This window comes from Halolamina sp. C58, from assembly GCF_051195095.1.
Classification (GTDB): Archaea; Halobacteriota; Halobacteria; order Halobacteriales; family Haloferacaceae; genus Halolamina.
In genome coordinates this window covers 778,337-796,596 of the sequence record NZ_JBNTJY010000001.1, presented here as the reverse complement: position 1 = coordinate 796,596, position 18,260 = coordinate 778,337, and the positions used below count along the sequence as shown (strand labels likewise).

The window sequence follows — 18,260 nt, the reverse complement described above, 5'->3', positions numbered from 1 at the left end:
ACCCTCAAGTAGCCGTCCGCGGCCACGTCCGGCGTTCTGCCCGATTTCCAGAATTCGCAACAATTCGGCTGTTTCAGCGGTTCTTCCCGATTCTTCTCCACCGATCCGAGCGAGAAATCAGACGGCAGATTTAAGTAGGTCCGTACGGTATCCGGACGTGAGACGACTGCAGTCCAGACGCATCTGTCTCTCCCCACCCACACCCAATGAGCGACAAAGTACAAGCGTACACCAGTGAGCGTGCCGAGGCCGCACAGAGCGAAGAAGAGACCGAGGAGGAGCAGGAGTCCGTCGACGAGCTTCAGTGCCCCGAGTGCGGCGGCAGCCTCGCGACAGACACCGAACACGGCGAGACGGTCTGTCAGGACTGCGGTCTCGTCGTCGACGAGGACAGCATCGACCACGGGCCCGAGTGGCGCGCGTTCGACTCCCGCGAGAAGGACGAGAAGTCCCGCGTCGGCGCCCCGACGACGAACATGATGCACGACAAGGGGCTGTCGACCAACATCGGCTGGCAGGACAAGGACGCCTACGGGAACCAGCTTTCCGCCAGCCAGCGACAGAAGATGCAGCGGCTCCGGACCTGGAACGAGCGGTTCCGGACACGGGACTCGAAGGAGCGCAACCTCAAGCAGGCCCTCGGCGAGATCGACCGCATGGCCTCGGCGCTCGGCCTGCCGGAGAACGTTCGCGAGACCGCTTCCGTCATCTATCGACGCGCGCTCTCGGAGGATCTCCTGCCGGGACGCTCGATCGAGGGCGTCTCCACCGCGAGCCTCTACGCCGCCGCCCGGAAGGCCGGCACGCCGCGCAGCCTCGACGAGATCTCCGCCGTGTCGCGCGTCGAGAAGGACGAGATCGCCCGGACGTACCGCTACGTCGTCCGCGAACTGAAGCTGGAGATCCAGCCCGCCGACCCCGAGCAGTACGTCCCCCGGTTCGCGAGCGACCTCGGCCTCTCCGACGAGGCCGAGCGCCGCGCGCGACAGCTGCTCCAGACCGCGAAGGAGCAGGAGGTCCACTCGGGCAAGTCGCCGGTCGGCCTCGCGGCCGCCGCCGTCTACGCCGCCTCGCTGCTCACCAACGAGAAGGTGACCCAGTCCGAGGTCAGCGAGGTCGCGAACATCAGCGAAGTCACGATCCGCAACCGCTACCACGAGCTGCTGGAGGCCGAGGAGAGCATCCACATGCCCTGAGACGGGTGGGGAACTCTCACACCGCCGACTGATCGGCTCGTTCTTCGATTTTCCGACCGTCGCCCCGGTAGCGACGCGTCCGCCCGAGCGGTCGAGTCCGTCGGGGGGCGGTTCCGAACCCGCCCCGCCGAAGAGTTCTCAGAGCCAGTCGCGGACCGGCTGGACGACGCCGAGGGAGGAGCCGACGACGTAGAGCCCGATCGCGAGCAGCCAGATTCCGGCGGCGAGAAACCCGATCGAGAGCCCGCTCTCGGTGGCCGTCCGGACGAGGAGGCTGGCGCCGGCGAACGCCAGCGCCCCGCCGACGGTGACCAGCGCGATCGTTCCGACGGCGTCGAGGATGGCGTCCTGCACGGCTTGGCGCACCGTTCGGTAGAGCGCTTCCTGATCGAGGTCGGTCGCGTCGACGGTCCGGCTGTCGGGTTCGTCGTCGCGTGAGCGATCGGAGGGCACGCGGGGTCGGACGGTCGCGCGACGGTTAAACGTACACGTCGCTGCGAGCAGCGACCCGCCGGTCGCGGTACCGACGGCGTGGCGGCGACGGACCGGCGGGGTTTTTGCTTGCTTCGCTCATACGCCCGTGCATGAGCGAGCAGGGTCTGCTGGACGTCGTCGACAGCGAGGAACACCGGATGATCCGCGACACGGTCCGGGAGTTCTGCGAGGAGGAGATCGAGCCCATCGCACAGGAGATCGAGGACGAGCACCGCTTCCCCGAGGAGATATTCGAGCAGCTGGGCGAGCTCGACATGATGGGCGTGCCCGTCTCGATGGAGTACGGCGGCCTCGGCGGCGACCAGCTGATGTACGCGTTGGTCGCCGAGGAGCTCGGTCGAGTCTCCGGCGGGATCGGGCTCTCCTACGCCGCCCACGTCTCGCTGGGCTCGAAGCCGATCGAGATGTTCGGCACCGAGGAACAGAAGCAGGAGTGGCTCACGCCCCTCGCGGAGGGTGAGGGGATGGGCGCGTGGGCGCTGACCGAGCCCGGCAGCGGCTCCGACGCCTCGGACATGGACACGATGGCCGTCAAGGACGGCGACGAGTACGTCCTGAACGGGACGAAGCAGTTCATCACCAACGCCAACGTCGCCAACAGCGTGCTCGTGAAGGCGGTCACCGACCCCGACGCGGGCTACGACGGCATCTCGACGTTCATCGTCGACCCCGAGAACGACGACGGGTTCGAGGTGACGACCGTCTGGGACAAGATGGGGCTGAACTGCTCGCCCACCTGCGAGATCCAGCTCGACGACGTGCACATCCCGGAGGACCGCCTGCTCGGCGAGGAGGGCGAAGGCTGGGAGCAGACGAAGAAGACCCTCGACGGCGGCCGGATCTCCATCGCCGCGCTCTCGACGGGGCTCGCACAGGGCGCCTACGAGGCCGCGCGTGACTACTCCACCGAGCGCGAGCAGTTCGGGCAGCCGATCTCGAAGTTCGACGCGATCCGGGACAAGGTGGTGGACATGCACCGCAAGATCGAGCGCGCCCGCCTGCTGACTCACAAGGCGGCGTGGGCGTACGATCAGGGCGAGTCCGTCAGCCGGGAGTCCGCGCTCGCGAAGCTCGACGCCAGCGAGGCCGCCCGCGAGGTCGCCGAGGAGTCGGTCCAGACCCTCGGCGGCTACGGCTACACGGAGGACTTCGCGCCCCAGCGGTTCTACCGCGACGCGAAGCTGATGGAGATCGGCGAGGGGACCAGCGAGATCCAGCACCTCGTGATCGGTCGCGAGATCGGGCTCTGAACGGTCGGTTCGGCTTCTCTTCCTGCTGACGCTGTCTGCACCCCTCGAACGAGCCTCACGCGGATTTTCGCGCCGGAACGACCGCGGCAGCGGCGACCGCGCCGCCGACGAGGACGGTCGCTGCCGCCAGCCCGAACGTCGTGAGGGGGTTCGTCGCCGCGGCGACAGCGCCGCCGACCGCGTTCCCCACGCCGCCGCCGATCCCGGTGATCGCAACGACCAGCCCGAGCGCCTCGCCGCGGACGCGTTCCGACGCCAGTCGCGCGACGATCCCGGTCGTGGTGACCGCGACCACCGCCCACGTCACGCCGATCGCCGCGAGCACGCCCCCGACCAGTAGTTCACCGACGAGGAACGCCGTGGCCACGAACAGCACCGCGCGGACGGCCAGCGAACCGATCTGGAGGTTCATCGCCGCGTAGCGCTCCATCAGCCGCCCCACGGGGTCGTAACACACCGTCGCGCCGAGCGTGTTCGCGAGAAAGCAGAGGAACACGACCCCGTCGCCGAACCCGAGATCGGTGAGGTGGGCGGGCATCGGCCCCCAGAACACCGCGAAACCCGCCGAGAACAGCGCCGTCCCGGCGAAGTAACCGAGCAGCGGCCGACCGAAGCGCTCGGAGAGCCGCCCCGACCGCAGCGAGCGCAGCGCCCAGTACATCCGGCTCGGGCCGTAGGGAATCCCGCGGAGGAACCGGTCGCCGCGCCAGCCCTCCCGGGACAGCGAGCGGTAACGGCGCAGGAACCGCTTCTCGGAGACGTGGGTGGCGTCCGGGTAGAAGCGGACGAACAGCAGCGTCGCCGCGACGGCGAGCAGCCCCAGCCCCGTCAGGAGCGTGCGTTGGGCGGAGACCGCGGTGTAGCCCAGCCGCGGCGCGGCGGCTGTCCAGACGGTGCCGACGACCAGCCCCGCCAGCCAGCCCCAGCCCTGCAGCGCGTTCAGGCGGGCGATGCGGCCGTCCCACCGCGACTGCTCGACCCCCTCGACGACGACGAGGTTCAGGACGGGCGAGGCGGCGGTGACGGCGAACCAGAGTGCGGCGTTGGCGGCGACCAGCGCGACGGGGCTCCGGAGCAGCGGCGAGACCAGCAACACCGCGGCCGTCGCGACGAGGGCGAACAGCACGAACGGGCGCCGTCGCCCGGCCTTCCCGGCGATCCGGCCCCAGAGGATCGCGCCCGGGACGCCCGCGAACGCGGCGGTCGAGGCCATCAGCCCGACGAGGAACGCGCCGCCGTCGAGGCTCAGCGCGTACAGCGGGAGGAGCACCGACGCGCCGCCGACGGCCGCGTAGCCGGCGGCCCACGCCCGGAGCCAGCGGTCGTCAGTCGGCGTGTCGGTCACGAACGCGAGGTTCACAGCATCGCTGTCGAACGGTTCCGGGAAAGACGTTCTGGGAGCGGGCTCGGGGCTCACCGAAACCCTTACTCCCGGTCCGCGGCGACCGAGAGGTATGAGCGACGGAGACGAGCCGGCGGTCACCGGCGAGGAGGTCCGGAAGGTGGCGGACCTCGCGCGGGTGGACCTGACCGACGAGGAGGTCGAGCAGTTCGCCGAGCAGTTCGAGGACGTGCTCGCGGACTTCGAAACCTTGGACGAGGTGCCCGAAGTCGAGAGCGAGCCCGAGCTCGTGAACGTGATGCGGGCCGACGAGGTGGAGGAGGGGCTTACGCAGGCGGAGGCCCTCGAGAACGCCAGCGAGACGGAGGACGGCTACTTCAAGGGGCCGCGGGTGTCGTAATGCCGGAGCTGAACACCTACATCACCGAACAGCGCATCGAGGGCGCCGACGACGGCCCGCTCGCGGGCAAGACCGTCGCTGTCAAGGACAACATCTCCACCGAGGGCGTCGAGACCACCTGCGGGTCGAAGATGCTCGAAGGGTACGTCCCGCCGTACGACGCCACCGTGGTCGAGCGCCTGAAAGAAGCCGGCGCGACGATCAACGGGAAGGCGAACATGGACGAGTTCGGGATGGGGACGACCACCGAGACCTCCCACTTCGGCGCGACGCTGAACCCTGTCGACACCGACCGCGTGCCGGGCGGTTCCTCCGGGGGCTCCGCCGCTGCTGTGGCGGCCGGGGAAGCGGACCTCGCGCTGGGCAGCGACACTGGCGGCTCGGTCCGCGCACCCGCCGCGTTCTGCGGCGTCGTCGGGATCAAGCCCACCTACGGGCTCGTGAGCCGGTACGGGCTGGTGGCGTACGCGAACTCGCTGGAACAGATCGGCCCGATCGCGCCGACCGTCGAGGAGGCCGCGGCGCTGCTCGACGTGATCGCCGGCTCCGACGACCGCGACGCGACGACCGTCGAGGAAGGTGACGGCTCGAACTACGCGGCCGCCGCCGACGGCGACGTGGAGGGGATGACGATCGGAATCCCGAGCGAACTGGTCGAGGGCGCCGACGATGGCGTCGTCGAGACGTTCCGCGACGCGATCGACGAACTCGAAGCGCAGGGCGCCGAGACGGTCGAGGTGTCGATGCCGTCCGTCGAGAAGGCGGTCGCGGCGTACTACGTGATCGCGATGTCGGAAGCCTCCTCGAACCTCGCGCGTTTCGACGGCACGCGCTACGGGCTGAACGCCGTGGAGGCCGGCGAGTACGACGACCTCGCGGAGGCGGGCAACTGGAACGAGGCGTTCGCGACCGCCCGCGAGGAGGGGTTCGGCCCCGAAGTGAAGCGGCGGATCCTGCTCGGCACGTTCGCGCTCTCGGCCGGGTACCACGACAAGTACTACGCCAAGGCCCAGGACGCACGAGCGTGGATCAAGCAGGACTTCGACGAGTCGCTGGAGCAGGCTGACGTGCTCGCGTCGCCGACGATGCCCGTGCCGCCGTTCGAACTGGGCGAGGGGCTCGAGGATCCGCGGACGATGTACCTCGCCGACGCGAACACGGTGCCGGTGAACCTCGCGGACCTGCCCGCGATCTCGGTTCCTGCCGGGAAGGCCGACGGGCTGCCGGTGGGGCTGCAGTTGGTCGGTCCGAAGTACGGCGAGGAGACGATCGTTCGCGCTGCGAGCGCGCTGGAGTGAGTCGGTAGTTCGGGTTTTCGTTTGTTGGGTTCTTTTCGCAGGGATTAGCGACATCTTGACGGGCCCTAACCGGAACAGCAACCGCGACAGCATCTCGGTCGTTGGCTACTGGAACCGCAACCGCGACAGCATCTCGCTCGTAGACTACTTGCGACCGAACCACCCCGCACAGCCCTCACACCTCCCCAACCGACTCGCTCCCTGCGGTCGCTCGTCCCTCGCGCTGACGTGCGCCACGAGGGCGCACGCGGTTCGCGCCGACAGCCACAGCGGTGCGGTGGCGGTGGACGCCTCGCGAGCGCCGGCCGTCGGCGCTCGCGGGGGGAGGGGTGGGGACTCGGCACCGTGCCGGGCCTTGTGCCCGGCACCCTGCGGTCGCAAGGTGCCAGCGATCGAGCTGTTGTTGGTGCCGCTGTTCCCGAGGTTACTACAGTCGCTGCTCCCGAGATCACCCAGAGACCACGGTACCGAGAGTCCGACACCGAAACACGGTCCCCAATCAGCACCTACCCACTCCGAGCGCGTCGAAGCACCCGCGAGACGTACACCTGCTTCCACACCACCCACCCGCCGACGGCGACCGCCGCGAACCCCAGCAGCGTCACGCCCACCGCGCCCCAGTTCGTCGTCTCGAGCGCGCAGGCGAGCGTCTCCCGCGCACAGGAGCCGAACAGCTCCCGCTCGAACGCGCCGCCGGTCACCAGCCCGACGCCGACGAGTATCGACGCCGCGCCGGCCAGCGTTCGCAGCAGTCGCTCCCGACCGCTCGGCGGATCGGCGACGATCCGCTCGCGAACACCCGCTCGCGGGCCGGCGGCCTGTGCCGCGAGCGCGCTCCCGAGTAGCAGGAGCGCGGTCGGCGCGAAAAGGAGGCCGACGGACAGCATCCCGACGACGGAGAGGCCGACCGAGAGGAGCGCCGCGACCCAGACGACCACGGTCCGGTCGGTCCACGCGCCGGCAATGCCGACGGCCGCGAACAGGGGGTTCAGGAGAACGACCCCGGCGAAGAAGGCGTCCGAGAGCGGCGCCGGAAACAGGAGGGCGGCCGACGCCAGCAGCGACACGGGGAGGGCGAGCGCGGCGAGCAGCCGACTCGTTTCGCGGGTGGCGGGGACCATCCCCTCGGATGTGGGTCGTTCAGCACTTAGCTCCTCTGTCGGTCGAAACCGACGCGTTCCCGAAAGCACTTACCGGCGACGGCGGCCCGCCACGTATGGAGACTGCCCCGCTTTCCGACGCCGACGACGCCCTCCTCGATCACGCGATCGCCCTGAACCGGGAGGCGTACGATCCGGACTTTTTGGACGGTGCACACATCGTGACTGCGAGCGTCCGCACGGCCGACGGCTCCGTCTACGACGGCGTCAGCCTGCCCGCCAGCATCGGTCGGGCGTCGAACTGCGCCGAGCCGGGCGCCGTGAGCGCGGCGATCGCCGCGGGCCATTCGGGATCCGACATCGAGGCCTGCGTCGCCGTTTCCTACCCGCTCCCCGAGCACGACGCCGACGAGCAGCGCCCGATTCCGCCCTGTGGCGTCTGCCGGGAACTGCTCGCGGACTACAACCCGGAGATGCGGGTGATCGTCCCCCGCGACGGGGAGATTCGGGCCGCCCGGGCCGGGGATCTGCTCCCGGTCCGGCCGTGGTGACGCGGCGCCGAAATCCGCCGGGAGCCGGAGTTCTTTACGCCGCCGCGCCCAGTTCCCCGCCACAGCATGAGTCTCGACCTTCCCGACATCGGTCTCGGCACCTCCGGCACGAAAGGCCACGAGTGCGCCGACGCGGTCGCCACGGCGCTCGACGCCGGCTACCGCTTCGTCGACACCGCACAGATGTACGACAACGAGCCCGCCGTGGGTGCGGGTATCCGACTCTCCGAAGTGGACCGCGAGGACGTGGTGCTCGCGAGCAAGATCCTCCCCGACAATCTCGGCTACGAAGACGCCAAACGAACGAGCCGGGAGAGCCTCGACCGGCTCGGCGTCGACGAACTCGACCTGCTGTACGTCCACTGGCCGACGGGCGCGTACGACGCCGAGGAGAGCCTCCGCGCGCTCCAAGAACTCCACGACGAGGGCGTCACCCGCAACGTCGCGGTGTCGAACTTCACGCCCGAACTGCTCGACGAGGCCCGCGAGATCCTCGATGCGGACATCGCCGCCCACCAGGTCGAGTGCCACCCGCTGCTCCCGCAGGAGGAACTCCGCGAGTACGCCGCCGAGTACGGCCACACCCTCGTCGGCTACTGTCCGCTCGGGCAGGGCGAGATCTTCGACACGCCCGAACTGCAGGAGGTCGCGGGGCGCCACGACACCACGCCCGCGGCGGTCTGCATCGCGTGGGCCGTCGCGAAGGAGGCGCTGGTCCCGATTCCGAAGTCCGCCACGCCGGAGCACATCCGCGCGAACCACGAGGCCGCGAGCCTCGACCTGACCGAGGAGGATATCGCGACAATCGACGGGATCGAGGAGGAGGAGCGACTGATCGACCCCGACGGCGCGGCGTGGAACCAGTAGCGATCGATATCTCAGCCGCCCGAGTCAGCGATTTCGGTCGATCCAACGGCAGAACTCGTCGAAGTCGTTCGCGCCGGCCTGTTCGGCGATGCTTCTGAGGACGCCTGTGCTCACCTCGTCATGCATCGGAACGGTCACTGTCCGGGCATCAGTTTCGTGGTCCGGGGGTGGCTCCCACCGGAGTTGGACGTGACTCCCGCTGCGCCCGACACCGCGATACCCGTTCTTGGTCAACGCCCGGACGATCTCACGTCCCGAGAAGTTGCGCCGACCCACTACTCCACGAACTCCGGAACGTCGTCGGCGGTTTCGCGGGCCGACTCGATCTCGTCCGAGTCGATTCCGAGCTCTTCGAGTAGCTGACGCTCCGCTTCCGGTGATTCGATCCCCTCGCCGACTTCACCCTTATGCAGCGCGACGGCCTCGTCCAGCATCTCCAGCGCCTCCGTGCGAGTCTCGCCTTGCGAGGCGACCCCGCTGTCCTCGTCGCGAGCGACCCAGCCGTCCCCCTCCTCCATCCGGGTGAGCGTAATGGTCTCGACGGCGGTCTCGTCGTCGCTGTCGACAGTATCGGCGCTCATCTTCTCTACCGGCAGTTCGGTCGCTATGACTGATAAGGGTTCGGTGGGCGGAGTGAGATACAGTTTTCCCCTCGCCGACCGCCACACCGACCATGACGCTCGCCGCCGCCGTGATCGACCGACTCGTCGAGCGCGGGATCGACACCGTGTTCGGCATCCCCGGCAAGCAGACGCTGCCGTTGAACGAGGCCGTCGACGGCCGCGACGACGTGCAGTTCGTGATGGCGCGCCACGAGACCGCCGTCTCCCAGCAGGCGTGGGGGTACGCTGAAACCTCCGGCCGCCCCGCCGCGACCGTCGTCGTCCCCGGCCCGGGCGACATGAACGCGATGAACGGGCTGAAGAACGCGTTCAACGACAACACGCCGCTGGTCCACATCGCCGTCGAGACCGACCCCGAGGTCCGGGGTCGCGACGGTATCCACGAGACGCCGCCGGAGACGTACGACACCGTCACGAAAGCCAACCGCGTGGTGAAAAATCCCGACGGCGTGCTCGCCGAGGTCGAGCGTGCGGTCGAGACGGCGACGACGGCGCCGAAGGGACCGGTCCGGCTCGGCATCCCCAAGTCTTACCTCCCCGCCGCGACGCCCGAGGGCGGCGTCGCGGGGACCGACACCAGCCAGCCCGAGGCGCCGCCCGCGGGGACGGTCGCCGACGCGGCCGCGATCCTCACGGGCGCCGACGCGCCGGTCGTGATCGCCGGCGGCGGCGTCCGGAGCGCCGAAGCGAGCGAGGAGCTGCTCGCGTTCGCCGAGCGCTACGACGCGCCCGTGCTGACGACGTACAAGGGGAAAGGCGTTATCCCGGAGGATCACCCGCTCTCGGCGGGCGTGCTCTGTGGCGCGACCACGCCGGAGATGCACGAGTACGTCGCCGAGGCCGACGCCGCGATCGCGGTCGGGACCGACTTCGACGAGCTGGTCACGCGCGGGCGGACGCTCGAGGTGCCAGACGCGCTGGTCCACGTCACGCTCTCCCCGGACGACCTCGGGACGAACTACGAGCCCGCGGTCGGCATCGTCGCCGACGCGAAGCCGACGCTCGCGGCGCTGACGGCAGAGATGCCCGCCGGCGATCACGACGCCGAGACGGTGACGGACCGCCTCCGCGCGTCGGTCGCTCGACGCGTCGACGAACTCGTCGACGGCGAGCCGCCACTGACCTCGCCGGGCGCGCTGCGAGCCGTCCGCGAGGCGGTGCCCGACGACGCGATCGTCGCCGCCGACGCCGGCGGCTTCCGCATCTGGGCGCTCGCGACGTTCCCCGCGACGGGGCCGCGCTCCTACGTGAACCCGGGCTCGTGGGCGACGATGGGCAGCGGGCTCCCCTCGGCGCTGGGCGCGCAGGCGGCCAACCCCGACAGCGACGTGGTCGCGCTGGCCGGCGACGGCGGGCTGATGATGGCGATCCACGAACTGCACACCGCCGCGGCCGAGGGGCTGCCCGTCACGACGGTCGTGTTCCGAAACGAGGATTACGCGATCATCAGCGACGGCGCCGAGCGCGAGCACGGCCTCCCGAAGGGGACGTACGCGTGGGGCGACTCGCCGATCGACTTCGTCGCCCTCGCGGAGTCGATGGGCGTCGGTGCGGTCAGTGCGGAGACGCCCGCCGAGGTGCGCGAGGCCGTCGCCGACGCCGTCGACGCCGACGAACCGCGGCTGGTCGAGGTGCCGACCCACCCCGACGAACCGCAGGCAAGCGACTACCTGACGCGCTCGGACTGAGGCCGGCCGGCGATCGCCGGTAGACCTAACCGGGCGACGGCCATCCGACCGGGTATGAGTACGACTGGCGGCAGCGACGACCCCTCGCTCGCGATCCGTGCGGTGTGGTTCCTGCTCGTGGGCTGGTGGGCGACGGGGATCTGGCTCGGCGTCGCGTGGTTCCTCAACGTCACCATCGTCGGCCTCCCGCTGGGGATCAAGATGATCAACGCGACGCCGAAGGTGCTCTCGCTGAAGGAGCGCGACTTCGTCGACGAGACGGGGAGTCCGGGCGAGCAGCAGTACGGACTGCTCGTTCGCGGGGTCTACTTCGTGCTCGTCGGCTGGTGGGCCAGCGGCGTCTGGATGTCCATCGCTTACGCGTTCACGCTGAGCATCGTCGGCATCCCGATCGCGGTCGTGATGTACAACAAACTGCCGTTCGTGGTGTCGCTGTACGAGTACTGATCCTTTCGGTCACAGAATTCGGTCCCGCGCGATCCACCACGCGATCCCCGCGAGGAACGCGACGCCGACGTTGGTGAGCAGGCCGAGCGCGCCGACGCCGAGCGTCGTGGGGAGGTGGTCCGTGCCGAACGCCGACCGACCGAGTTCGACCGCGACCAGCGCGAGCACCACGCCCAGCACCGCCATCGGGAACGCCGTGACGACCGCCGTCCCGAGCGCCGCGACGCCGTAGAGTCCGCCGAGCAGGACGTTCGAGCCCGCGGTCCGGGCGCCGAAGGCGTACTTCCCCGCGACGCCGCCGCTGCCGTGACACATCGGCAGCGCGCCGAACGGCACCGCGGCGAGGTTCATCGCCCCCATGCTGGACGCGAGCTCGTCGGGCGTCACGTCGGCGTCGTAGTACTCCGAGAGCAGCAGCGCGGTCGCGACGGCGGCGTTGCCGACCGTCATCGCCAACTGCGCGGCGGTCGCTTCGGCGGCCGACCGGGTGAGCCCGGTCGGATCGGGGAGCGCGAGCCCGACGGACGGTAGCGTCGGCTGTGGTACACCGGTCGAGGCGAGCGCGATCGCCAGCCCCACGGCGAGCACGACCAGCGCGCTCGCGCGGCGGTAGCCTGCCCCGACGACGACAGCGGCCGCGACGACGCCGGCCAGCGCGACCGTCGGGTCGCCGAGGCTCAGCTCCACGCCGGTTTCGAGCAGGAGCAGCGCGACCGCCAGCTGGATGCCGCGGGTGACGGGCTCGCCGACGTACCGCGCGATCCGGCCGAGTGCGCCCGTCGTTCCGACCCCGAGCAGCACGACGCCCGCGAGCAGGCCGGCGATCGCGAGCTCGTCGGCGCCGAGCGTGCCCGCGATGGTCAGCGCCGCCAGCGCCTTCATCGGCTCGACGGAGATCGGCAGCCCGTACCGGAGCCCCCAGACGATCTGGAACGCGCCGAACCCCAGCAGCATCTTCGCGAGCGACAGCTCCGTGAGCGCGCCGACCGCGACGACGATCGGGAGGACCGTAACCGAATCCCCTAACGCCCCGGTCAGCTCGTTGCGGGAGAACGAAACGGAGTCAGTGACGACCGGAAACCGTGCTCCGTTCACTACGACGACTCTGGTGAGACGGACGTATCAACCTTTGTGATGGGGCATATCGCCGCCACACGCACGTAACTGGTACCTGTTTCAAAACGGGAGTCGCGTGGCCGATCGTTGAACCGGGCTGGACCGGGCGACGGGCTGGCTACGCGACCGCCGACGCCATCGCCGTCCGGATCCGTTCGACCATCCCGACGTCGTTGGTCCAGAAGCCGGTGAACCCCTCCCCGGGGCGTTCCCTGCCGACGAGCCCGGACGCCTGTGTTCTGTCGGGGCCGCCGTCGAACGCGAGCACCCAGTACGGCGCCAGCCGCTCGTCCTCGTGTGCGTGGTACCGGATCGCGGCGTGCTCCGGCGGCGTCCAGTCGTCGACGCCGTGGACGTGGATCTCCAGCGCCGTCTCGGCGGCGATCCGCTCGTACACCTCCTGCTGGGACTGGAACATCGACAGCCGCTGGAAGCTGACGTGGAGGGTGCCGTCGCCGACGCGGCGAGCGCGGTCCTCGATCTCCCGACTCACCGCGAGCAGCTCCCGGCTGCTGATCGAGGTGAACACCGTTCCGGCGAGCGCGTCGAAGAACTCCCGATGGCCCGGCGAGAGCTCCTCCCGATCGGCGGGCGGCTCGATCGGCGGTTCGAGCAGCCGTTCGACCTCCGCGAGGTCGAGCACGCCGACGAACTCCCCGTCGCGCTCGACGACGAGGAACGGGCGCGGGATCCCCTCGGGGAGCGGTCGGTGGGCCACGTCGACATCGTGGTTCCGGAACCAGTCCGCCGCCGCCGTCTCGGGGTCGTCCGAGTGGATGACGAACTGGTGGTCGCTCGATCGCGCGTCGGCGAGCAGGCTGTCGAGCATCGCTACCAGCCCCCTACACGGTCGTCCCGTGCTCGGTTGGTGCGCATCTGTCGTCCCGAAAGGTACGGGGACGGACGAGTATAGTACTTCTGTACGTGCCCCCGGCGATCCAGCGCTGCCCCAGTCGGGGACCGCCGACCGCGCTCCGCTCCCGCGACGAAGCACCTATGCCGTCGGGCGGCAACGCCGAACTATGCAACTCGCCGTTCTGGGCGTCGGCGGCGCGGGCGGTCGGGTGGCCGCCCGGCTCGCCGCCGCGGAGCCCGATGATCGGCCGTACGTCGCGACCGTCGCCGCCTTCGACACCGACCCCGAAGCGATCGCCGACCTCGACGTGCCACAGGAGCGCCGGCACGCGTTCGGGACGACCTCGCGGTCCACGGGCGACGCTGCGGCCGTCCGTGCCGCCGCGGAGGCGAACGTCCGCGAACTCAGCCACGCGGCCACCGACGCCGTTCCCTCGACGGTCGACGGCGTGCTCGTCACCGTCGGGATCGGCGGCGCGACCGGCGCGGGCGCCGCGCCGGTGCTGGTCGACACGCTCCGCGAGACGATCGAGGTGCCCGTCTACGCGCTGACCGTACTCCCGGCGTCCGCGGAGGAGGGCATCGCCGCGAACGCGCGCGCCGGCCTGCTCGGCCTCGAAGCGACCGTCGACTCACAACTACTGTTCGACAACGGGAGCCTCGACGCGCCCGCGGAACGCCCGTCCGACGCGGAGGCAGCCGACGCCTACGACGCCGCGAACGACACGATCGCCGAGTGGGTGGCCGCGCTGTTCGGTGCCGGCGAGGCGGCCGACGCGGCCGCGGTCGGCGAGAGCGTCGTCGACGCCAGCGAGATCATCGCGACGCTGGGCGACCCTGGGTACGCGACGATCGGCTACTGGCGCCAGCAGGTCCGTGAGAAGCCGTCGCTGTTCGATCGACTGCGCTCGAAGACCGAGACGCCCGACGAGATCGAGAGCTACAGCACGATCGAGACCGCGGTCCAGCGCTCGCTGTTCCGCCAGCGCTCCGCCGGCGGCGATCTCTCGCGGGCGACCCGGGCGCTGCTGGTGACGATGGGGCCGCCCGAATGGCTCAACCGCGAGGCGATCGCCGACGCCCGACGGACGCTCGACGACACGATCGACGGCGGCGCGGTCCGCGGCGGCGACACGCCGATCGAGGGCGGGCGCCACCTCACTGTGCTGTCGGTCTGTGCGGGGATGGACCGCCCCGATCGCGTCGTCGCGCTGATCGAGGCGGGGTCGCCGTCGAAGGACTAGCCGAGAACGGTGTAGCCGGCGTCTTCGATCGCGTCGGCGACGGCGTTGCTGTCGACCTCGCCCTCGATCTCGACGGTGTCGGTCTCGTTGTCGGCCTCGACGGACTCGGCGCCGTCCAGCGCCGCGACCGCGGACTCGACTGTCTCCTCACAGCCACCACACGCCATTCCTTCGACGGAATACGTCTCCTGTGCCATAGCTGTTCGTTGGGCGGGGACACCCGAGAACGTTACGCCCGGGGCAGTCGGCGCGGACTACTCCCGGTCGGTCCAGAACTCGAAGCCGCGGCCGGGCGCGAACACGTCGAGCCCGACCGCGCGCTCGTCGGTCTCGTTCTCGACGCGGTGGGACTCCCACGCGTCGAGGTGGACCGAGTCGTTCTCCGAGAGCGTCACCGACTCGTCCTCGGTGTGGACGGTGAGCTCGCCTTCGAGACAGACACAGACCTGCTCGTTCTCGTGGTCGTGCATCGGCGAGGAGTGGCCCGGCGGCTTCTCGAACCACTCGAAGGTGAACCGGTCGCTGCCGGCGAGGGCGCGGCGCTGCCACCCCTCGTCGGGCTCGTACGTCTCGGCCTCGTCGAACGCTACGTACTCCATATCCGCCCGATGGGCGAGGGGGCACATTACCGTTCCGCGTCGCTCCCGCACGGCGGCGGCTCCGGAAATCGCCCGCCTCGTTCACTTTCGCCGTATCCTTCACTTTCACTCCGGGGATGGCTCACTCCCTTTACCCTCCGGTCCCGACAGTGGTGTATGGCTACTCGAACGCGTACCACGACGCCGTTCGACGCGCTCGTCCGGGCGCTTCGCCCGCGAACTCCCGACGTGGCCGTCCGGAAACGGACCGCCGACCTGCTGTACGACGCCGACGTCGGGAACCGCACGCTGATCGGCGTGCTTTCGGGCGCCGAAGAGGCGGTGTACTACTCGACGCGGACGCGCTGTGTCGCCGCGGTCCCCATCACCGACGTGGGGCCGAACCTGGGCGGCGCTCGGCCGCTGGGACAGGCCGTCGACGACCCGACCCGCGCGTTCGAACACGTGGATCAGGAGTGGGCGTGGACGAACCCCGAACTCCGCGAGCGACCGCTGGCTCACTGACGCGACCGCGCTCAGAAGCGTTGGGACGGGAGCCGGAGCTCGTCGAGCCCGGGCAGGTGTTTCACGTTGTACACCACCTGAAGCTCGTCGCTTCGCGGGCGACAGAGACAGGAGAGCCGGATCCCCTCCTCGACCATCCCCTCGGGCAGAACGTGGCTGTCGGCCATCTCGACCTCCCCCTCGCGTAGCAGCACCGCACAGTTCGCACAGGCGCCGCCCCGGCAGGCGTACGGCCACGCGAACCCGCAGCGCTCGGCCGCCTCCAACAGCGTCTCCTCCCGGTCGACGAGCAGGCGGCCGTACTCCCCCGGTTCGAGGTCGGCGTTCGACGCGTTCTCGAACAGGTCGTCGTCGTCGATCTCCCAGCCGTGGTCCGCCAGCACCTCGAAATCGAGGTACTCCATCCGGGCAGTGCCCGGCGGCGGCCCCTGATCGTGAGTCGCGGTCGGCTCCGTCGCGGCCGTCGACTCGACGGAGCCGTCCTCGGCCACCTCGACGTTGCCGTTCCGGACCGCGGCGTAGGCCTGCTGGACCCGCATGAACTCCTCGCGGGAGCCGCCCTGATCGGGGTGGGTCTCCTTCACGCGCTCCCGGTACGCTCGGGAGACGTCGGACTCGTCGGCGTCGGTTTCGACGCCCAGAACGTCGAACGGGTCCACACGACGGCTTGCAGGTCCGCGGAGTTAAGCGGAGCGAAACCGGGGTTCGACTGCCGCCGCAGGACTCCGTCGTCGGTCGGTCGTCGCGGCCCGCGGATCAATCGCCCACCACGGCTGACTGCGTGCCGTGGCGATCAGTCGTCCGCCACGGCTGACCGCGTGCCGTGGCGATCAGTCGTCGTCGTTGGTGCGTACAGGGTCCCCACCGTCGGGCGTGTTCGCAGCGTCGGTCCGAGACTCCCCAACGATCCGGGCGTACGCCTCCCTGTCGGGGGAATTCTCAGAGTCCGCCGCCAGCACGGCGTCGCGAACCTCGCGGGCACTCGCCGGATCGACTCGGGTGAGGCGCCACGGGTCGTCTTCGCTGTCGCCGTCGACAGCGTCCTCTTCCTCGGTGCTGTCTTCCTCGACGATGTCGGCGTCGGCCCGGACGCTCTCGGGCAGCGACCCCGACTCCTCGGTTTCCGCGTCGTCGTCGCCGACGGGGGGATAGACCCCCGACTCGGGCGCGTCGGAGGTCGTCTCGGGGTCGTCGCCCCCGGAGAACACGCGCCCCTCCCGGGCGGCCTCCTCGGGATCGGGCCACTCCTCGTCGCTCGCTTCGAGCATCGGCCCGGTGCCGCCGTCGTTCTCCCCGACGTCCAGCGCGTCGACGATCCGCTCTCTGGTAGTCTCGACGCGCTCGGCATCGGCGTGGCCGGCGGCGGGCTCGTAGTTCTCGACGCGCACGTCGAGCACCTCCGTCGCGAGCTGGTGGAACGCCACCATCGACTTCACGGCGGTCTCGAACTGCTGCTCGCGCTTCTCGTCGAGCGCGCCGTACTCCGATTCGCGGATCGCGTCGAGCTCGTCGAGCGCCTCGGAAAGCGTCGCGGCCAGTCGATCGGTGGTCTCGCGCAGCGCCGCGACCTCCTCGGCGAGCTCGTCGACGCGGTCGTCGGCCGTCGACTCCGGTTCGGGTGCGTCGTCGGCGTCGGTGGTTCGGTCCTCCAAGCGCTCGATCCGTGCTTCGAGTTCGGCGATCCGGTCGCGCTCCTCGGGTGACTCGTCCGTCTCCCCGTCATCCCCGTTCGTTTCCCGGCTCACGCCACGCCGTACTTCAGCCGGACGTATAACGGTACGCCCGACGGCGGATCACGCGATCGCTACGGCGAGCATGTGTCCCGAGAGGTCCGCGACGCCGGGGTCGCCACGCAGCGTCGCGACGGTCTCCCGGATCGCCTCACGGTGGTCGTCGTCGAGCGCGTCGAACTCGTCCCGGCGCTGGGAGGCGACGCTCTCCAGCCCGGTCACGGTGTGGACCGTCAGCCCGGCGTGCTGGAGCAGTTCGCGGAGCTCGTGGGCCCGGAACAGGTGCATCGGCGGCCCCGCCGGTTCGAGGTCGAACGCTTCGAGCAGTTCGGCGTCGTAGTCGCCGGTCCGGGCGACTCGGGGCAGGATCTCGGTTTCGTCGGCGTCCGGCTCGACCCGGCCAGCCATCCGGGCGATCGTCTGCAGTGCGGCCAGCCGCCCCATCACCGAGACGAACACCGGCCCGCCCGGCGCGGTCACGCGACGCAGTTCCGCGGCCGCGTCCCGTCGCTCCCCGGGATCGAGGACGTGCGAGAGCGGGCCGCCCAGACAGAGCGTCGCGTCGAAGCCGTCGGTCGCCGCCGCGAGATCGCGTACGTCGCCGGTCCGGGCCGTCACCGCGTCCGCGACCCCGTGGTCGGCGGCGTGCTCCCGGGCGAGCGCGACCTGCTCGCTGCTCCGATCGACGAGCGTCACCTCGTACCCCCGATCGGCGAGTTCGACGCTGTAGCGCCCGGCGCCGCCGCCCGCGTCGAGGACGCGCCCCGACTCGGGGAGGTGGCGATCGAGGTAGTGCCACGTCTCGTCGTGTTCCAGTTCGCCGTAGAGATCGCGATCGAGCCGGTGCCACTCGCGCTCGCCGTACTCGTCGTAGTACGCCTCCGGCGTGAACTCCTCGGGCATGGGATCCTCGTCGGCCGGCTCCCCCATCCCGCTACCGATGCGACAGCCGGAC

Annotated in this window: 22 protein-coding genes; 10 read left to right on the top strand and 12 right to left on the bottom strand. The window is 70.2% G+C overall.

The genetic code is table 11. The features are described from left to right. The first annotated feature begins 206 nt into the window (after positions 1-206). Positions 207-1,196 (top strand): transcription initiation factor IIB, encoded by a 990-nt coding sequence (locus ACQUSM_RS04180; protein WP_435116038.1) that lies wholly within the window; start codon positions 207-209, stop codon positions 1,194-1,196. Positions 1,197-1,334: 138 nt separating this feature from the next. Here ACQUSM_RS04180 and ACQUSM_RS04175 read toward each other — a convergent pair whose 3' ends face one another. Then, positions 1,335-1,649, bottom strand: a complete 315-nt coding sequence (locus tag ACQUSM_RS04175; RefSeq protein WP_435116036.1) for a hypothetical protein — start codon at positions 1,647-1,649, stop codon at positions 1,335-1,337. 131 nt (positions 1,650-1,780) lie between these two features. Between ACQUSM_RS04175 and ACQUSM_RS04170 the strand changes: the two genes are divergently transcribed. Next, the gene (locus tag ACQUSM_RS04170; RefSeq protein ID WP_435116034.1) at positions 1,781-2,941 is read left to right on the top strand and encodes an acyl-CoA dehydrogenase family protein; all 1,161 of its coding nucleotides are present in this window, start codon (positions 1,781-1,783) and stop codon (positions 2,939-2,941) included. A 55-nt stretch (positions 2,942-2,996) separates the two neighbouring features. Here ACQUSM_RS04170 and ACQUSM_RS04165 read toward each other — a convergent pair whose 3' ends face one another. Beyond that, the gene (locus ACQUSM_RS04165; protein ID WP_435116032.1) at positions 2,997-4,301 is read right to left on the bottom strand and encodes an MFS transporter; all 1,305 of its coding nucleotides are present in this window, start codon (positions 4,299-4,301) and stop codon (positions 2,997-2,999) included. A 94-nt stretch (positions 4,302-4,395) separates the two neighbouring features. Between ACQUSM_RS04165 and gatC the strand changes: the two genes are divergently transcribed. Together gatC and gatA are read left to right on the top strand one after the other, a co-directional pair. After that, entirely contained in the window at positions 4,396-4,683 is a 288-nt protein-coding gene (gene gatC / locus ACQUSM_RS04160) for an Asp-tRNA(Asn)/Glu-tRNA(Gln) amidotransferase subunit GatC (protein WP_435116030.1), read from the top strand. Further along, positions 4,683-5,981, top strand: a complete 1,299-nt coding sequence (gene gatA / locus ACQUSM_RS04155) for an Asp-tRNA(Asn)/Glu-tRNA(Gln) amidotransferase subunit GatA (protein ID WP_435116028.1) — start codon at positions 4,683-4,685, stop codon at positions 5,979-5,981. The genes gatC and gatA overlap by 1 nt, the downstream gene beginning before the upstream one ends. A gap of 506 nt (positions 5,982-6,487) precedes the next feature. Here gatA and ACQUSM_RS04150 read toward each other — a convergent pair. After that, a complete protein-coding gene (locus tag ACQUSM_RS04150) occupies positions 6,488-7,102 on the bottom strand; it encodes a hypothetical protein (protein ID WP_435116026.1) in 615 nt (204 codons plus the stop codon). Positions 7,103-7,197: 95 nt separating this feature from the next. Between ACQUSM_RS04150 and ACQUSM_RS04145 the strand changes: the two genes are divergently transcribed. Further along, positions 7,198-7,632 carry a cytidine deaminase gene (locus ACQUSM_RS04145; RefSeq protein ID WP_435116024.1) on the top strand — a complete coding sequence of 145 codons (435 nt, stop codon included), beginning with the start codon at positions 7,198-7,200 and terminating at the stop codon, positions 7,630-7,632. A 66-nt stretch (positions 7,633-7,698) separates the two neighbouring features. After that, a complete protein-coding gene (locus ACQUSM_RS04140; RefSeq protein ID WP_435116022.1) occupies positions 7,699-8,499 on the top strand; it encodes an aldo/keto reductase in 801 nt (266 codons plus the stop codon). 24 nt (positions 8,500-8,523) lie between these two features. Here the strand turns inward: ACQUSM_RS04140 and ACQUSM_RS04135 are convergent, their stop codons facing one another. Both ACQUSM_RS04135 and ACQUSM_RS04130 read right to left on the bottom strand, forming a co-directional pair. Next, the gene (locus ACQUSM_RS04135; protein ID WP_435116020.1) at positions 8,524-8,775 is read right to left on the bottom strand and encodes a type II toxin-antitoxin system HicA family toxin; all 252 of its coding nucleotides are present in this window, start codon (positions 8,773-8,775) and stop codon (positions 8,524-8,526) included. Continuing rightward, the gene (locus tag ACQUSM_RS04130; RefSeq protein WP_435116018.1) at positions 8,775-9,080 is read right to left on the bottom strand and encodes a type II toxin-antitoxin system HicB family antitoxin; all 306 of its coding nucleotides are present in this window, start codon (positions 9,078-9,080) and stop codon (positions 8,775-8,777) included. Before ACQUSM_RS04130 ends, ACQUSM_RS04135 begins: the two co-directional genes overlap by 1 nt. A 92-nt stretch (positions 9,081-9,172) precedes the next feature. Between ACQUSM_RS04130 and ACQUSM_RS04125 the strand changes: the two genes are divergently transcribed. Next, positions 9,173-10,810, top strand: coding sequence for a thiamine pyrophosphate-binding protein (locus ACQUSM_RS04125; RefSeq protein ID WP_435116016.1), 1,638 nt, complete (start codon positions 9,173-9,175; stop codon positions 10,808-10,810). A gap of 54 nt (positions 10,811-10,864) precedes the next feature. Continuing rightward, a complete protein-coding gene (locus ACQUSM_RS04120) occupies positions 10,865-11,257 on the top strand; it encodes a YccF domain-containing protein (RefSeq protein WP_435116014.1) in 393 nt (130 codons plus the stop codon). A 9-nt stretch (positions 11,258-11,266) separates the two neighbouring features. Here ACQUSM_RS04120 and ACQUSM_RS04115 read toward each other — a convergent pair whose 3' ends face one another. Beyond that, entirely contained in the window at positions 11,267-12,352 is a 1,086-nt protein-coding gene (locus ACQUSM_RS04115; RefSeq protein WP_435116012.1) for a putative sulfate/molybdate transporter, read from the bottom strand. 139 nt (positions 12,353-12,491) lie between these two features. After that, a complete protein-coding gene (locus ACQUSM_RS04110) occupies positions 12,492-13,202 on the bottom strand; it encodes a DICT sensory domain-containing protein (RefSeq protein WP_435116010.1) in 711 nt (236 codons plus the stop codon). Between the two features lie 193 nt (positions 13,203-13,395). On the opposite strand from ACQUSM_RS04110, the gene ACQUSM_RS04105 reads away from it, so the two are divergent. After that, positions 13,396-14,472 (top strand): hypothetical protein, encoded by a 1,077-nt coding sequence (locus ACQUSM_RS04105; protein ID WP_435116008.1) that lies wholly within the window; start codon positions 13,396-13,398, stop codon positions 14,470-14,472. On the opposite strand, the gene ACQUSM_RS04100 is transcribed toward ACQUSM_RS04105, so the two are convergent. Together ACQUSM_RS04100 and ACQUSM_RS04095 are read right to left on the bottom strand one after the other, a co-directional pair. Then, a complete protein-coding gene (locus tag ACQUSM_RS04100) occupies positions 14,469-14,669 on the bottom strand; it encodes a heavy-metal-associated domain-containing protein (RefSeq protein WP_435116006.1) in 201 nt (66 codons plus the stop codon). The genes ACQUSM_RS04105 and ACQUSM_RS04100 overlap by 4 nt on opposite strands. 57 nt (positions 14,670-14,726) lie before the next feature. Then, a complete protein-coding gene (locus ACQUSM_RS04095) occupies positions 14,727-15,071 on the bottom strand; it encodes a cupin domain-containing protein (RefSeq protein ID WP_435116004.1) in 345 nt (114 codons plus the stop codon). A 156-nt stretch (positions 15,072-15,227) separates the two neighbouring features. Between ACQUSM_RS04095 and ACQUSM_RS04090 the strand changes: the two genes are divergently transcribed. Further along, the gene (locus tag ACQUSM_RS04090; protein WP_435116002.1) at positions 15,228-15,575 is read left to right on the top strand and encodes a hypothetical protein; all 348 of its coding nucleotides are present in this window, start codon (positions 15,228-15,230) and stop codon (positions 15,573-15,575) included. A gap of 11 nt (positions 15,576-15,586) precedes the next feature. Here ACQUSM_RS04090 and fer read toward each other — a convergent pair whose 3' ends face one another. From fer to ACQUSM_RS04075, 3 genes are all read right to left on the bottom strand, one after another. Further along, entirely contained in the window at positions 15,587-16,234 is a 648-nt protein-coding gene (gene fer, locus ACQUSM_RS04085) for a ferredoxin Fer (protein WP_435116000.1), read from the bottom strand. Between the two features lie 171 nt (positions 16,235-16,405). Next, entirely contained in the window at positions 16,406-17,320 is a 915-nt protein-coding gene (locus ACQUSM_RS04080; RefSeq protein WP_435115998.1) for a hypothetical protein, read from the bottom strand. A gap of 48 nt (positions 17,321-17,368) precedes the next feature. Further along, positions 17,369-18,208 (bottom strand): class I SAM-dependent methyltransferase, encoded by an 840-nt coding sequence (locus ACQUSM_RS04075; RefSeq protein WP_435115996.1) that lies wholly within the window; start codon positions 18,206-18,208, stop codon positions 17,369-17,371. Positions 18,209-18,260 lie beyond the last annotated feature (52 nt).